General features: G+C 35.3%; 11 protein-coding genes and 1 pseudogene. 7 read left to right on the plus strand and 5 right to left on the minus strand.

Going from position 1 to position 14,946, the window contains the following annotated elements; translation table 11 throughout:
- Positions 1 to 263: 263 nt before the first annotated feature.
- From ACFIJ8_RS03855 to ACFIJ8_RS03865, 3 genes are all read left to right on the plus strand, one after another.
- Positions 264 to 602 (plus strand): P-II family nitrogen regulator, encoded by a 339-nt coding sequence (locus ACFIJ8_RS03855; protein ID WP_015856528.1) that lies wholly within the window; start codon positions 264 to 266, stop codon positions 600 to 602.
- Positions 603 to 661: 59 nt separating this feature from the next.
- A complete protein-coding gene (glnA, locus tag ACFIJ8_RS03860) occupies positions 662 to 2,071 on the plus strand; it encodes a type I glutamate--ammonia ligase (protein ID WP_015856529.1) in 1,410 nt (469 codons plus the stop codon).
- Positions 2,072 to 2,226: 155 nt separating this feature from the next.
- Entirely contained in the window at positions 2,227 to 2,772 is a 546-nt protein-coding gene (locus ACFIJ8_RS03865) for a hypothetical protein (protein WP_375639040.1), read from the plus strand.
- A 35-nt stretch (positions 2,773 to 2,807) separates the two neighbouring features.
- On the opposite strand, the gene ACFIJ8_RS03870 is transcribed toward ACFIJ8_RS03865, so the two are convergent.
- Positions 2,808 to 3,596: an ATP12 family chaperone protein gene (locus ACFIJ8_RS03870; RefSeq protein ID WP_375639041.1), complete on the minus strand. Its 789-nt coding sequence runs from the start codon at positions 3,594 to 3,596 to the stop codon at positions 2,808 to 2,810.
- Between the two features lie 1,212 nt (positions 3,597 to 4,808).
- On the opposite strand from ACFIJ8_RS03870, the gene ACFIJ8_RS03875 reads away from it, so the two are divergent.
- The 4 genes from ACFIJ8_RS03875 to ACFIJ8_RS03890 all read left to right on the plus strand — a co-directional run bounded on the left by ACFIJ8_RS03875 (position 4,809) and on the right by ACFIJ8_RS03890 (position 8,214).
- A complete protein-coding gene (locus ACFIJ8_RS03875; protein ID WP_375639042.1) occupies positions 4,809 to 5,156 on the plus strand; it encodes a hypothetical protein in 348 nt (115 codons plus the stop codon).
- 382 nt (positions 5,157 to 5,538) lie between these two features.
- The gene (locus tag ACFIJ8_RS03880) at positions 5,539 to 6,000 is read left to right on the plus strand and encodes a hypothetical protein (RefSeq protein WP_375639043.1); all 462 of its coding nucleotides are present in this window, start codon (positions 5,539 to 5,541) and stop codon (positions 5,998 to 6,000) included.
- A 4-nt stretch (positions 6,001 to 6,004) separates the two neighbouring features.
- Entirely contained in the window at positions 6,005 to 6,952 is a 948-nt protein-coding gene (locus ACFIJ8_RS03885) for a DMT family transporter (protein ID WP_375629523.1), read from the plus strand.
- Positions 6,949 to 8,214: an acetyl-CoA carboxylase biotin carboxylase subunit family protein gene (locus ACFIJ8_RS03890; protein ID WP_375639044.1), complete on the plus strand. Its 1,266-nt coding sequence runs from the start codon at positions 6,949 to 6,951 to the stop codon at positions 8,212 to 8,214. Before ACFIJ8_RS03885 ends, ACFIJ8_RS03890 begins: the two co-directional genes overlap by 4 nt.
- Positions 8,215 to 9,164: 950 nt before the next feature.
- Here ACFIJ8_RS03890 and ACFIJ8_RS03895 read toward each other — a convergent pair.
- From ACFIJ8_RS03895 to ACFIJ8_RS03910, 4 genes and pseudogenes are all read right to left on the minus strand, one after another.
- A complete protein-coding gene (locus tag ACFIJ8_RS03895) occupies positions 9,165 to 11,918 on the minus strand; it encodes an autotransporter outer membrane beta-barrel domain-containing protein (protein ID WP_375639045.1) in 2,754 nt (917 codons plus the stop codon).
- A gap of 961 nt (positions 11,919 to 12,879) precedes the next feature.
- A complete protein-coding gene (locus ACFIJ8_RS03900; RefSeq protein ID WP_375639046.1) occupies positions 12,880 to 13,125 on the minus strand; it encodes a hypothetical protein in 246 nt (81 codons plus the stop codon).
- Positions 13,126 to 13,450: 325 nt separating this feature from the next.
- Positions 13,451 to 13,852 carry a hypothetical protein gene (locus tag ACFIJ8_RS03905; RefSeq protein WP_015856534.1) on the minus strand — a complete coding sequence of 134 codons (402 nt, stop codon included), beginning with the start codon at positions 13,850 to 13,852 and terminating at the stop codon, positions 13,451 to 13,453.
- 364 nt (positions 13,853 to 14,216) lie between these two features.
- Positions 14,217 to 14,618: pseudogene (locus tag ACFIJ8_RS03910) on the minus strand (hypothetical protein).
- Between the last annotated feature and the right edge of the window lie 328 nt (positions 14,619 to 14,946).

Consider the following 14,946-nt stretch of genomic DNA (forward strand, 5'->3'; position numbering starts at 1 on the left):
TATCATTATAAGTCAACGTATTATCTAACAAAAAAGAAACAAAACTTTTTTATTATATTATTTTAATTCTTATACAAGAATTGTAAGATTTTTTCCAAAAAACAGTATTTGACTTTATTCTACAAAAGAAACTCTCCTAAAAGAGTATAGAGTGTCATTATTTTCGACTTTTTGTGCACAAAGTATCTGTTGGACATCTTACAGTTGTCAATATAATGTGATGCAGTCTAAAAAGACAAAATAACGTTGGAGATAATTTCAGCATGAAAAAAATTGAAGCCATTATAAAACCTTTCAAACTTGATGAAGTGAAAGAAGCGCTTCAAAAAATTGGGTTACATGGTATTACAGTAACAGAAGCGAAAGGTTTTGGTCGTCAAAGGGAACATACAGAACTTTATCGTGGCACGAAATATGTTGTTGACTTTCTACCTAAAGTAAAGATTGAAATTGTTGTGTCCGATGAAAAACTAGAACAAACTGTTGATGCAATACGTAAAGCAGCTCAAACCAAACATATAGGAGATGGAAAAATATTTGTCTTTTCCATTGATGATGCCATTCGTATAGGCACGGACGAAACCGGTATCGATGCCCTTTAATAAATAACGAGAAAATTCACTTTTTTATCCACCTCAACGCCATATTAAGGAAATTGAATATGACAACCGCATCAGATATTATCAAACAGATTACAGACAACGAAATCCGTTTTGTTGATTTACGTTTTACTGATCCACGAGGAAAATTGCATCACATTACAATGGATATCGCAGAAATCAGCGAAGATACTTTTAGTGACGGTGTCATGTTTGATGGTTCTTCAATTGCTGGTTGGAAAACAATTAATGAATCTGACATGGTTTTAATGCCAGATCCAGAAACAGCACATATTGATCCTTTTTTTGCTCAATCTACTTTGGTCATATTTTGTAATGTACTTGATCCTGTCTCTGGTGAATTTTATCGTAGAGATCCTCGTTCTATCGCCAAAAGAGCTGAAGTTTATATGAAATCTTTAGGCATTGGAGATACAATCAATGTAGGTCCAGAAGCAGAGTTTTTTATCTTTGATGATGTGCGCTATAAAACGGATCCTTACAACACAGGGTTTAAACTCGATTCAAGTGAACTTCCCTCCAATGATGATACGGAATATGAAACAGGCAATCTAGGACATCGCCCACGAATAAAGGGAGGCTACCTTCCTGTTCCGCCGATTGATTCCTGCCAAGATATGCGTTCTGAAATGCTCACAGCACTCAAAGATATGGGCGTACAGGTCGAAAAACACCATCACGAAGTAGCAGCAGGCCAACACGAATTGGGTATTCGTTTTGATACACTCGTTCGCGAGGCTGACAAGATGCAAATTTTTAAATATGTTGTACATCAAATAGCAAACAGTTATGGAAAAACAGCAACCTTCATGCCAAAGCCAGTTTTTGGTGATAACGGCTCTGGAATGCATGTCCACATCTCCATTTGGAAAGATGGCAAACCCATTTTTGCAGGAAATGAATATGCCGGACTATCAGAAACCTGTTTGTTTTTTATCGGTGGTGTTATTAAGCACGCAAAAGCAATCAATGCTTTTACAAACCCATCCACAAACTCCTATAAACGTTTGGTTCCTGGTTATGAAGCTCCTGTTCTTCTTGCCTATTCAGCACGTAATCGTTCTGCATCTTGCCGTATCCCAATGAGCTCCTCACCAAATTCAAAACGTGTAGAAGTTCGTTTTCCAGACCCAACAGCAAATCCCTATTTGGCATTTGCGGCCCTTTTAATGGCTGGTCTTGATGGCATCAAAAACAAAATTCATCCCGGACATGCTATGGATAAAGATCTTTATGATCTTCCCTTAAAAGAACTCAAAGAAATCCCTACTGTTTCAGGAAGTCTGCGTGAAGCGCTTGAAGCACTTGACAAAGATCGTGGCTTTCTTAAAGCTGGCGACGTTTTTGATGATGATCAGATTAATTCCTTCATTCAAGTAAAGATGCAAGAAGTCTTGCGCTACGAAACAACACCCCATCCTGTTGAATTTGACATGTACTATTCTGTTTAAACAATCAATACGCATTCTTTTGATTTTTAAAATGGAGGCAAAAGCCTCCATTTTTGTGGATATTCTTCTCATGCAAAAGCGCAAGAGGCTTTTTGCTCATCTGCTTTTCCTTTATAATGGGTTGAATCTCTTCAAATGAATTAACAAGGTTTCTAATGCCGCGAATTTGTTTTCTCGTTCCCGTTCTTTTATGCATTGTCTTTATCACATCAACAACTCAAGCACATACAATAACCAATCAAAAACTCACAGCCCTTGAAAAAGCGACATCCGCTTATAGTAAAGCACTTAAAAATGCCGATGCAAATGCCATCTTAAATGCTATTCCTCCCCAAATCATCAACCGTTTAACCGCCAAAAAAAATCTTAGTCAATCACAATTTCGACAAATCATGAAAAACCAAATAGAACGGTTGGCAGAAAGTTACAAGATTGAAACGATCAACATTGACCAAAAACAAAAACGTGAAGGTACACTTGATAATGGCACTCCTTATTTTGTTATACCCGTGGAGCTTGTAACCACAACAAATGCTGGAAAAAAATGCTCTATTCAAACTGAAATTATTGCCCTATTTTACAATAACCAATGGTATTTTATCCGTGGTAATGACGAAGCGCTCTTAAACATAACCAATGAACTATTTCCTGGACTTGAAAAAGTAAAAATCAATCCCCCAAAAGTCACAAAAATACTCTGAGCAAAAAGAATGCACGTAAATAAAAAATTTAACCCCTATAAACAAGTTGTAACAATTGTAGCCGCAGCCTTAAATTCAACTTTTTTATGAGCACGACGCACCATTGTTTCTTTATCTATTCCCCATTGTTCCATCATCCAATCTTCATCTAAATGGGCAATAGACCAAGCATGATCAGCATCAATGTTTCCCGCAGCAACAGCAAGAGCAATAAGAGCAGATCCCGTTAAGGTTGTCATCATATGAAGAGCAGCAAGCATATAAGGAGACTCAACGCTACGTAAATAATGACTCACAGCTTGAAGTGCTTCTGGTGATTGTTCCACATGCATCAGCCCTTCTGTCAAATAAAACCTTGAACCCAGTTTTTTTTCTGCCCAATCTAATAAAGGATCCCATTGTTCAGATTGTTTTTGCACCAGCTCTTTAGGTGTCTGTGCACGATAAAAGATCATATCACACGCAACGAAACGCAATAAATCTTCAAAAACAACCTGCATATCATCAGCAATACCATCAATAACAGTATTAACCAAACGCGTCATCGGCATTTTTGCAGGATCAACAACGTGCTTTTGGCTCTCAAATTCCTGAGCAACGTATTCAGCAAACACTTCTGTTGGCACATGAAAATGACGCCTTGCGGGCGTTTTAACGGGACGTTCATCTAATAAGATAGTAAAACGCCCTTCCTCACAAGCAATCTTCACTTGTTTATAAAATCGTTTTGCTAGCGGCTGACATGAAAGATTTTGAACCTTTTGAACAGAACTCTTTTTATTCTTATTCAATGGCATATCAAAATGATCCAAAATCTCACGCATCTTTGTTTACCTCTGATCTTTTCAAGAAAGCGAATGTTTTATGTACTTTAATAAAAGTTAATCCGACCTTCCCATACCTCAAAGAAGGAAAAAGATCTTGCCAATCCCAATCTGATTTAAGAGTTATATTTCATGTTTCTTTTACAAACAAGGCAATGATAATATCTTTCATATATTCAATACAATCATGGCTATAGAATAATTTTTAAAATATTATCTTATTTAAAAAGCTAAGTATATTGAATTTGATAGTAAAGGTAATCATGCTTTACCATTTTGCTTATTATCCACCTACAATAATGTTATCGATACGGACAGCTTCAAAAACAATTTTTACAAAATATTAAAACAAAAAAGCTCATCATCAAAAAATGATAGAGCGGTGTGCTTTATGTATCATTCACCTTCGCTTAACCATTCTAATCATTCGTCTAACATATCCAATAAATATCCCCTGCATAGAATTTTTCCTGCTCAATTACTCTCCTAAACAACGATATTTTATGGCATAATAGGATAATGATAAGACCAAATTATATCACAATTTTCTTTCACATATACATATACTTGGTAAAACACTAAATTATTTAACTTATTTTGCTTGATATACTTCAAATATTGCACTATTTTAAATCTATTATTATACTTAAAAAGTATAGAATTCATACAATCTGAAAATAATACTTTTATCTATACACTTATCCCTGCAGATACTAGCTGCACAGCTGCAGCACAATAGTGGCTTGACAATCACAATCAAAATATTTCTTCCGCTGATTTAGAATCACGTATTATCTTATACACAACTCCTGAAAAAGCCTTTGAGAAACCCACCCAGAAAAAAGATGGATATCTTCTAAGGTGTACGGCTTACCCAGATTTGTATACACTCTCATATTTATGCGTTTAGGCGATATGCAATTGTTTAACAGCTTTATTATGCCTACTCACTCTATGGTTTTAACTAAACGCAATAAGTCTGATGAAATTAAAACGTAGCGACTCACTCTGCCCCTCAATCTTTGCTAGCTAATTAATACGACAAAATATTTGCCAACAGAAATGCTGACACAACCGTTCTTTGTAATGCTGAAAAAGCAGTTGCTTGTATCACAACGTCTGTTGCGACAAACCGCTATAAGCTAAATATTATCGAAAATTTTGGACAAGTGCCAATGGTCTTTTTGCTCCACTCACTAAAGTCAGCTTATCATGAAACAGTCTGAAGCACTTCTTTCTATTGTTAATCTGATAAACCAATTTCGTGTGCACCAAGAACTCGATGGGAGTATTGAGGAACCAACTTCAGCGGATAATAATATGATCAATAAATTGATCACTCTGTTGAACTATCATGCAGATATTATTGACGGATTATCTCCAGAACTTTTAAATACCACTTCTGATGATCTTTATCGGTGGATGCTCAACAGTTTAATACTCCCCCAAAAATTGATAACACTTTGGCTGCATTCAAAGCACCATTACCAGACGCTCCGCTATTTCCCTTGGCTCCAATGCATGCAACGAATGGGACTGATCCGGAAAAATTCCGGATAAAATTAGTTACAGGCTACCGTCATGAAATAGCCTATCTTGCCAACGTAAAATATACAAAGAATTATGTATTACATTTTCAATGTATAAAAACGCGAATAGCATCAAAGGGTTGTTTAGAAGGCAATTGCATTGTTCTATTCCCAGAATCTGGGGCGACTGCTAAGAAAATTGATAAGCAGGCATTTGCTTTGTTTTTTTCAGCAAATTCTTCGATATTTACAATGAGCAAACAATTGTGGAAGCTGAATGTTTGCTTGATAGAGATAGTAAATTCTCGTTCGATCAATTGCATAGTTGTAACTTATCTAAAGAGGATATTTATGATGTTCGCTGTTTATGAGGCTATTATCATGACTATGCACATCATACTGGACCGCGGCCATTGGATAAAAATCTGTATATAAAATTAAATTGGTTTACAGGTCTTCTAGAAGAAACTAAAGTGAACTTAATTACAGTGCTTATTATGCTACAAAATCATCCCAAATTTTGGAAAGAAATAACAGAGTTTGTCCTATTAGAACGCATATTTCGTTATCCAAAAGGTTCTGATCAGCATATGACATTCGGTTCTGGTACAGGTGTCTTGCTTTTTGAAATATTGGTGCGTAACAAAGTATTGTTTGAAACGGATCAGAGTTATCTTCAATTTTATTTGGAGCGTATTAAGCAAGTAATAGTATTAATGATAGCAGATATAGAAGCACTTGAAGCATTAGATTATGACTATTTGAAAAAGGGGGGAAGGATTACATCCAAAATAATCTTGGAAGACCGCAAACCTCAAAGCCACGATTTAATTTTTCAACCTCATATTATGCGCGGCGAGTCATTGGAGAATTAAATCAGTGAGTTTTTTAAAAGGACGGTTATTATTATTTACTTTTGCCATTCTGGCGTTGTTTTCTATAAGTTGGTTATTATCTAAGAATTTGGTTAGCAGTATACCGGTAATGCATGCAGTTGGACTTAGGTTGTGTGCTACTGCTGTAGCCTTATGGTTGATTGCAGTATTTCGTGAGAAAGCTGTTTTCAGATCCCTACCATTGCTTTCCATGATACCTTCTTTTTTAATTCTATCAGTGTTAGGATTCTCGTTATATTTTGTATGCAGCTTTGGTGCATTAAAATCGCTCAAAGCCAGTGATTTAACTATGGTTCTCGCTACTATTCCAGGTATTACCTACATATTGGGTGCACTGACGAATAGCCTTACGTTCTCATGGTTAAAACTTATCGGTATGATAATTGTCAGTGTAGCAGCTATAGCATTTAATATAAACAGTGCAGAGGGTGGATATTACAGCCTAATAGGAATAGCTCTTGCCTTAACAGCAGCACTTTCTTACTCTGCTTATGGCTTATTGTCTAAACGTTATCTTGAAAATCTACCTTTGCTCACCTCACTGGCTTGGATCACGACAATTTCTGCAGCATCATTTATGCCATTATTTATTTTTGATCCTGCCCCACTCTTATATCTTAAGTTAGAAGATATATTTAAAATATTGATTTTAGGAACTGTTTGCTCGGCACCAGTTTACGTATTATACCAAAAAGTTTTAGCCGAAGGAGGCGTATTATACGCCAATACTATCGGCGTATTATCTCCTTTTGCAGTGGTTGCATGTGAATGGATAATCGGCTCTAGCACTTCTCTCAATATTATCAAAATAATTGCTATGATTGTAGTTGTTATAGGGATGACACTTTTATTTATAGATGCATCAAAGGTATCTACATGGCAACATAAACGCCATTCTCAAAACTCCAAATTTAATGAGGAAACAAAATGAAAAAACTCGCGTTAGTTTGCCAGCGCAATGCAAAATTACCATTTATATTTGAAGCAGCACAAGCAGCTAATATCGAATTAGTAATGATTTATGATACCGCTGAAAGCGCTCCCACTCAACACCCCGCAGCAGTCACTTCAACTTGGCAACTTCCTGTTTTTGATAACCCAGAGGCAGCTCTAGACACTTTTGCAACGGGAGCAAAAGAACGCAATATTTCTGGGATTATGACCCTTCGCGAAGAAGCCATCCTATGGACAGCTTTGGCTGCAAAAAAAATCAATACTCCAAGTATTGAACCAGAAGTAGCAGCATTAACCAGAAATAAATATCTCATGCGTCAAGCTTTTGCTAAAGCAGGCTTAAGAACACCAGGATTCTTTTATATAGATAATCCAGAAGACCTATCACAAACACAAGCCTTGAATTATCCACTCGTTATTAAACCCGTCTCTGGATGGGCGAGTACAGGCGTAATGTTAGCTAAAAATTCCGCCGAACTTCCTGATCTCATTAAAGCCGTATGGAATGTTCAGCATAAAGACATGGCACGTTTTAATGATAAAAATAAACCTGTAGGTTTAGTCGTAGAACAGTATTTGCCAGGAAAAGAGTTTGTCGTAGAATGCTTTGTTGATACAGCAGGTGTACATGTTCTGGCCGTTGGAGACAAGGGACAGCCTGAGGGACCATGGTTTGAAGAAACAATTTATCGTCAACGCTGTGATATAGATGATCCTTTAATTATTGCTTTATGTGAGACTGCATGCTCTGGAGTTAAAGCTCTTGGTATAAATATGGGTGCTGCCCATGTAGAGCTACGCTTAGATGCTAATAATTTACCTTATATCATTGAGATAGGCGCTCGTATAGGTGGATCGGGTGTCTCCCATTTTATTGTTGAGCAAGGTACAGGAATTTCATTTGCAAAACTATGTATGAATGCCGCTTTAGCTGAACAAAACTTAGACCTTCCCGATATACTCCCAGCTGAAAAAGTGGCTGCAAATTACATTATTCCTCTTCGTGGTCATGGACGGTTTTCTGGATTTTTAGGTCTAGATAAGGTTGCACAACATCCTCAAACCGCCAGAACTATCATTTTCTTTGAAACCAATCACATTTCACCACCTCCACCAGAATTTGGTGGATATCCTGGTTTTATTTTCTCTGTTCATAACTCAAACGAAGAAGCACGCAATTACCATAAATGGCTCGATGATACCTTAAGCATCATATGGAAACACCATGTTTATCAATAGTCCGATAAAGATATTTTTACTGACCCTGAACTTTGATATAAATCTTATCGATACAAATGAAGTCACAATGCAAATGCGTTTTCCTAAAATTTCGCAAACGCTTTTTTCATATTTCAAAAACCAAGAATTAAGGAAGATATGATCTACTTTTACACCCCATTTTAATAAAAGCTCTTCAATATTTCTATATTTGAAACAATAATGAAAACTTATAAACGACTTTTTTGATACGACCAATTTCTTCTCCCCATATCTCAAAGAAGAAAAGAAAGATCTTACCGCCCCCACTCTAATTTAAAAGTTATATTTTATATCTATTTCACAAATAAGACAAGATCTTGTTCATATATTCAATACAGTCATTAGAACAATTTTTTTAAGGATTTATCCTTATAAGAACTAAAGATGTTGCATTTGATTTTAAAAGTATTCACGCTTTACCACTTTTCTCATTATCCACCTACAATAATGCGATTGATACAAACAGCTTCAAAAACGCTTTTTACAAAATTTTAAAGCATAAAAACACGAAACGATAGAGCTCTATATTTTACAAATCCCCTCTTTTCCTTAACAGAAAAAGCTCTTAATCAGCAGGCCAATATCTCCCTGCCTTTCATGATTGATATCAGCGACCTCAAATGACAGCACTTCACAGCATGATAGGATAACAATGCTACTATTTTAAAAAGCTGATGACGAATACATCCCCAATATTTATAGCCCAAATAACACAAATAGATTTACAGTCTCATTGTCAATTTTTTTGAAGCATTTAAGCACCTTTATCAATCAGATAAAAAACACATCAACGTGATCCTTTGATACTTATTAAAACACATGATACCATTATTAAAAGAAGGAACTAAAATTCTGCACCATCAATGGTTTTAATCTCGACAATAAAACAAAACTTTAAAAATCACATTTATTATTTTTAAAACGATTTATTAAAAATGATAGCGCAAACCACCAGAAAAATGAACTCCAGAAAAACCAGCCTTGGTTAACCTATGCTGATAGCTAAGATCACTGTGAAGTGTAACTTTAGAAGAAAACTGCGCATTAATACCCAAACCTGTTTCTAAAGAAGAACCAAAAGAACCCAACTGGAAAACATCTTTAAAATGAACAAATTGTTTTTTACCAAAACGATTAGAAAGATGAATATTACCATAAAAACAAATGATACGATCCTTTTCAGATGCTGAAAATGTTTTATTTAAACGCCCCCCAATACGCACCAACCATTGACCTATTTTTTTCATCTCAACATCAAATCCATCAATATCACGAAACTTATCAAATTGAAGATGTTGATAAATAAGCTGGAGTTGCGGATCAAAAATAAGATCTTCATATCCTGTCATAAACACTTTACCAGCAGAAAACGAAACGTTCAAAGGATTTGCTTTTAATGTCGCCGTCTTACCCCAAGCATGGGTAAGCACATCCCCTTTAAACAAACCATAAGATAAAAGACCATCTACATAAAAACCAGTGTTGTGTTTCACACTACCGTATGTCGTAAATGACCATTTATTAAACGTACTCTTTTGGCTTTGTTCCACGTTACGAGGTTGCAAGGAAAGCTGTCCATAGGTTCCCATAATCCCAAAAGATGTTGTACTATATGCGCTCTCTATTGTTTTGAGCAAAATGTTTGTTGTTATAGCGTTATAATCAACATTACCATCGTACCCATATTTAAGTGTAGAAAGATCTGAGACATAACGATAACTCCCACCATAACCGTGAACAGATAAAGCAAAATTCCCTTCAACTTTTAATAATTTGCGAGGAATAGACTGCGCAACTTGCAATTCCTTTTGTTGATTACTGATATCCATGAGTCCAATATGAAACAAAGCATTTGGTAACAAAAGATAGGTTGGAACTTGCGGAACAACCTCTCTGACCTTTAACTCAGAATGAGGGATAACAGACACTCCCAAAGAAGGCTGAATATACTTACTTTCAAGGCGAAAATCCCAAAAATCTCCATTTCCATCAACCAATCTTTGAGAAATTTGTGCATTTCCAAGAGTAGAATCTGGACCATAAGCATGAAGATAATATCGGTAAGGCAACCCTTCTAATGCAATATAAGCACGATCTAACTGAAAAGAATCTTCTGCCGCTTTTCCAGAAACCTGAATAAGTGAAATACTATGAACATTTTCACCGGTTGCTATCTCACCTTGGTTTCCTGCGACAAATTGCACATAAACTGTCGTTTTTCCAGAAACATCACCATGTATCAAAAGCCGATCAGTCTTTTTATTATCGAGCAAACCATCACTACTGAAATGTGTATTGAGATAAATATCAGCACTTTCTTGCGCACTATAAACTTCTTTCTCTCCCTCCCCAATATAAAGTGTCTGATACTCCTGAAACATTGGAGTTTCAAAAGCAATAAAGCTATTAGAAATTTTTACAAATGAAATAAATGAACTTGTGCGATTTGCAGCTTGCGAAGCTATCTCTCTTCTTTTTGTCAAAAACCATTTTGATCCCCTTGTCAAATAAAGCTCAGCAATAGAATCATCGGCAACATGAGTCCCTCCTATCAATGAAGAAGAATCAGCCAAAATCGCTACAGTCCCTCCCTTTTCAGCTGTTAATAATAAGTCACCAAAAATTTTTGTACCTTCTGTTACTGCAATATAACTACGACTATTATTACTGTGAATAGCTGTTCCATCTGGAACCTCAAAAATCGTCCTTTTCAAAAAGACAAGTCCCTGTTCATACGCATCATTCCCCCCATCCATCTCAAAATACATACCATGTTTATTACCTATTGCTTTAATTGTTGAATCTTCAATATTAACCCGCGAAATTAAAATATTTCCTTCCCTGCCATTATTGGACAGTGTGTTAGAATCTTGTCCAACTGTTAAAACATGAACATCCGTAGAAATAATATTAGTATTTTTTAAATAAACAGAGCCCTGATGTTTTACATTGAAAACTGTATGTGCAATCTTTTCATTTGTATTTTCATTGTCTTCTGTTTTTTGATATTTTGAAGTAATGGTAACACCATCTAAAGTCGCACTCCCCCCTCTCCCCACATAAAGCGCAGCAGCATCATTCACATCAATAAAACCACTTTTCATCTGAATACCCGCATCAGCCCTAACGAAAAGAGCACTCTCTTGACCGATACCCAAACCTTCCACTTTAATTTTTGTATTCGTTAACGTAACAGATGCTCCTCGCTTCTCTGCATAAGCTGCAAACTGAGAAGCCTCAATTGTTCCACGATTAACCTCAATCATTCCACTATCAGCTTTAAGACCTATTGACACATTTTTAAAAGCTGAATCACTCAAAACAATTCTTCCCCCTTGTGATACAGAAACACCATAAATATCTTCTATACCCGCAGTAGCTTCAACCTCTACACGCATTGCCTGAATAACTGTATTTGGCTCCTGCACTACTATAGCAGCAGGCAATATGAGAGAACTACCCTCCCCATTCTTTTCTTTAACAGGTACCGTGAACTTATATACTTTATCACTAATTGTATGCTTTACACCATCACTGCATTTATAAGGCAATTTGTTTTCGTCACATGACAGTGATGTATATGAATGAGAATGCGCCTCAATATTTATATTTAATAAAAAAGAAAAAATAGCTGCTGTAAAAACACACGAATACAAGTGATTTTTAGATACCTTGGTTATCATTGTTTTTCAAAACTCTCTTTTTTTCAACAAAACAAAAAATGCTGGCAAAAAAATAAACCACAAATTAAACACAGTAAGAATAAAACAAACGAGACTGTTTTATTTTTTATGGTAAATTACGGCATACTCATAATATGTTTTGTATTTTATGTAAAGAAAGAACAAAAAGTTTAAAAACACCATTTAGGATGACAATCTTGTTAAAGAGCACATCCCCAAAACCACTGAGAACTGCAATACAAAATGCCAAAAAACTAATCTCAAAAAAACGCGAAAAAATGTAAATTTTTAAAAGATATAATATTCAATATATCTCACCACCGAAAAATAAAGATATAACAAAATGAGAATAATTTTTAAGATTTAAATGATCAAAACGTTTTAATAAAAAATACGATATAATGAGATATAATATATGAAAGCTATAACAGCATCATTTCTCTAACTACAACAAAAAAAACAAACAATCGCACACTAATTTATAACCTAATGTACACAATTTCTGTATTAAAAATGCTAGTATCTAACAAAAAAATTATCATAAAATAAAAAGATCTTTATATCAAAATTACTTGCATAATACTTTAGATCTTTTGATAAAATCTAAAATACAGTAAAACACTCACCATCTTAAAATTAAAAAACACCAAAATAAAATTTCATCAAAATCAGTTTTATGAAAGCTATCTGTTTATTATCATTAAAGAAGATATTTTAGCAAAGCTATTATTTGCCATTCTTTATATTGAATAAATTTCTCTAAACAACAACTCACTATCCTCCGCTATCATCATCATCTGACAACAACACTATTTCTAATCTCGTAGCTGATGAATATAACTATATTGGAGACAAAAGAGCCGTATTTCTCTCTTCTTCCGTTTAATATTTTCATTCAATTATTTCTTTAAAATGAATATTCTACTGTTGATAATCACTTGTGCAAAGCTTTTTTTATTTACTAGCGCTTTTTATCATTTTCAAAACGTAACATCAAATCTCGCTCTTGTTTTGTCGAATTGGTTACACCAAAAGTATCATTATCCATAACCTGTTGATACCCTGCTACCATTAAATTAACTAAAAATGAATCACTTCGCGGCGTTGATGAAAAATAGATTCCCGTTGAATCTTGTAATTTGTACCGATAACCTGCTTTAGTCATGCATTCATAAATTGCTACAAACTGACTTGTACACGAATCCATATTTTCAGGAAAAGCGTAGATCGGCTGCCTGCCACATTTGAACAGTACTTGTGAGATCGTAGATTTATTGACATTGGACTTTTCTCATAATGCCAAGATCGATTGGGGGAGATTTGCTAACACATCCAGCAGCGCTTAATAAAATTATAACACTCAATAATTTCAATATTTTTCATTTCCCCTCCTTCAATATTTACGATAGAAAGGCTGAAAAGCTTGCTAGTATTTTTTCGCATGCAAGATGGCTAGTACATTAAAAAAGCAACCTCGCCCCCCCATGCGAGAAAAAGAACACGAGAATGATTGATTACAGAAACATCAACACCTAAGGTTGACATTCAGGTTGTTCTTTATGCTCTTTACAATGAGGACTATTCAAACGCCTCTCTACACTTCGCTGAGGAATAACTGCATCAGGCTGACAAATTGGAAGATGTTCATATTTCTCACACCACTTCACCCTTCCCAATTTATCTCGGAAACCTGCTTGGATCATACATGCATTCTCTGCCTCCTCAGCATTGAATTTCTCATCCATACTTGTTTCTGTATCAAGACGACCATCAAAATGCTGCACTCCGCATTCCAACAGAGCTTTTTTGATCTCAAGCTGATCTGCGCCGGGCTTTTCCCATGCATCTACGGCTGTTCGAGAAGGCTGCTCTTCGTAACATCCAGCCATAACAAATAAAGTTATCCCGCTTAATAATTTTAAAATATGCTTCATTTTCCTATCCTTGAGTAATTTTGATATTACGAAACAATCTATAAATTATTTTACATGCTGTTTTTTTATTTCTAAAACAATGATGGATATTATCAACCTTTATTATTTTTACCTTTCCGAAGATTATACCATTATTGTTATATCAAAAATACGGTAAAATTATTACTAAAATCATATTCTATCAACGGCATACCTATAATTATTATCAATATTTTTATTACAACAAAAATAGATATTTTTATATTATTGCGCCTACAGTTGTAGTACCCATAAATAAATAGCATTGAAATGGTGAATTAAGTCCCCCCCCCGCACAGGCATGAGAAACATGAAGGTAGTGATTGTTGATTATCACCAGCAAAAATTAAGGCTGGCATTCAGGTGCGGTTTTATATTTTTTACAAAACGAGCTGTTCAAACGCTTCTTGACACTTCGTTGCGGGATAACAGCACTAGGACGACAAATGGGGAGGTTTTCATCTTTATTAAGTATAACACCAATATAGTCCTCCCCATTTGTAGTGGAATTTTGCTTGGATCATGCAAGCATCAATGGAAGCCTCTGCATTGAGGCTTAACTTTTTATTTTCTGGAAAGACATCATACGAGGTTGGCATGCCACATTCTAACAGTGCTTTTCCTACCTCAGTAAAGTCTGCTCCAAGCTTCTCCCAAGCACTCAAAACTCCTAGTGGGGCTTGTCGATGTTATATCCAGCGACCTTTAACAGAATGAGACCACTTAATAATTTTAAGTTTTGTTTCATTTTTTTCTCCATAAATAACCTAAACCTAAATTATCTAAAATCGAATAAATTGGCATAATATGAAACGTTCCATAGTACCTTGCACACGTATAAGGCGCATAACTATAACAATTCTAGGATCATAGCCGCCTAGCGCTCTCCCCTCCTTTCGCATGGGAATTTCTGGTGGAAATAATACATAAGGGAACTCCGAGGGTACCTTATAAAAGTAGGTGGATTGTGACCAAATCCTATACCAATGGGGTTAAGTAAATGATTTTGTAGGTAGACATGATCTTTTTCGCCATCATTTACGACATATAATGGATTCGCTATCGATAGAGCCTTA

The sequence above is a fragment of the Bartonella sp. MF74HXZ genome (assembly GCF_042194445.1).
GTDB classification, from domain to species: domain Bacteria; phylum Pseudomonadota; class Alphaproteobacteria; order Rhizobiales; family Rhizobiaceae; genus Bartonella; species Bartonella grahamii.

Excerpts from the sequence above, each read along its gene's own strand:
- ACFIJ8_RS03900 (WP_375639046.1), bottom strand. The coding sequence starts at position 13,125 with ATGGATTCGTGTACAAGTCAGTTTGTAGCAATTTATGAATGCATGACT.
- ACFIJ8_RS03905 (WP_015856534.1), bottom strand. The coding sequence starts at position 13,852 with ATGAAGCATATTTTAAAATTATTAAGCGGGATAACTTTATTTGTTATG.
- ACFIJ8_RS03870 (WP_375639041.1), bottom strand. The coding sequence starts at position 3,596 with ATGCGTGAGATTTTGGATCATTTTGATATGCCATTGAATAAGAATAAA.
- ACFIJ8_RS03895 (WP_375639045.1), bottom strand. The coding sequence starts at position 11,918 with ATGATAACCAAGGTATCTAAAAATCACTTGTATTCGTGTGTTTTTACA.
- ACFIJ8_RS03875 (WP_375639042.1), top strand. The coding sequence starts at position 4,809 with ATGAAACAGTCTGAAGCACTTCTTTCTATTGTTAATCTGATAAACCAA.
- ACFIJ8_RS03890 (WP_375639044.1), top strand. The coding sequence starts at position 6,949 with ATGAAAAAACTCGCGTTAGTTTGCCAGCGCAATGCAAAATTACCATTT.
- ACFIJ8_RS03865 (WP_375639040.1), top strand. The coding sequence starts at position 2,227 with ATGCCGCGAATTTGTTTTCTCGTTCCCGTTCTTTTATGCATTGTCTTT.
- glnA (WP_015856529.1), top strand. The coding sequence starts at position 662 with ATGACAACCGCATCAGATATTATCAAACAGATTACAGACAACGAAATC.
- ACFIJ8_RS03855 (WP_015856528.1), top strand. The coding sequence starts at position 264 with ATGAAAAAAATTGAAGCCATTATAAAACCTTTCAAACTTGATGAAGTG.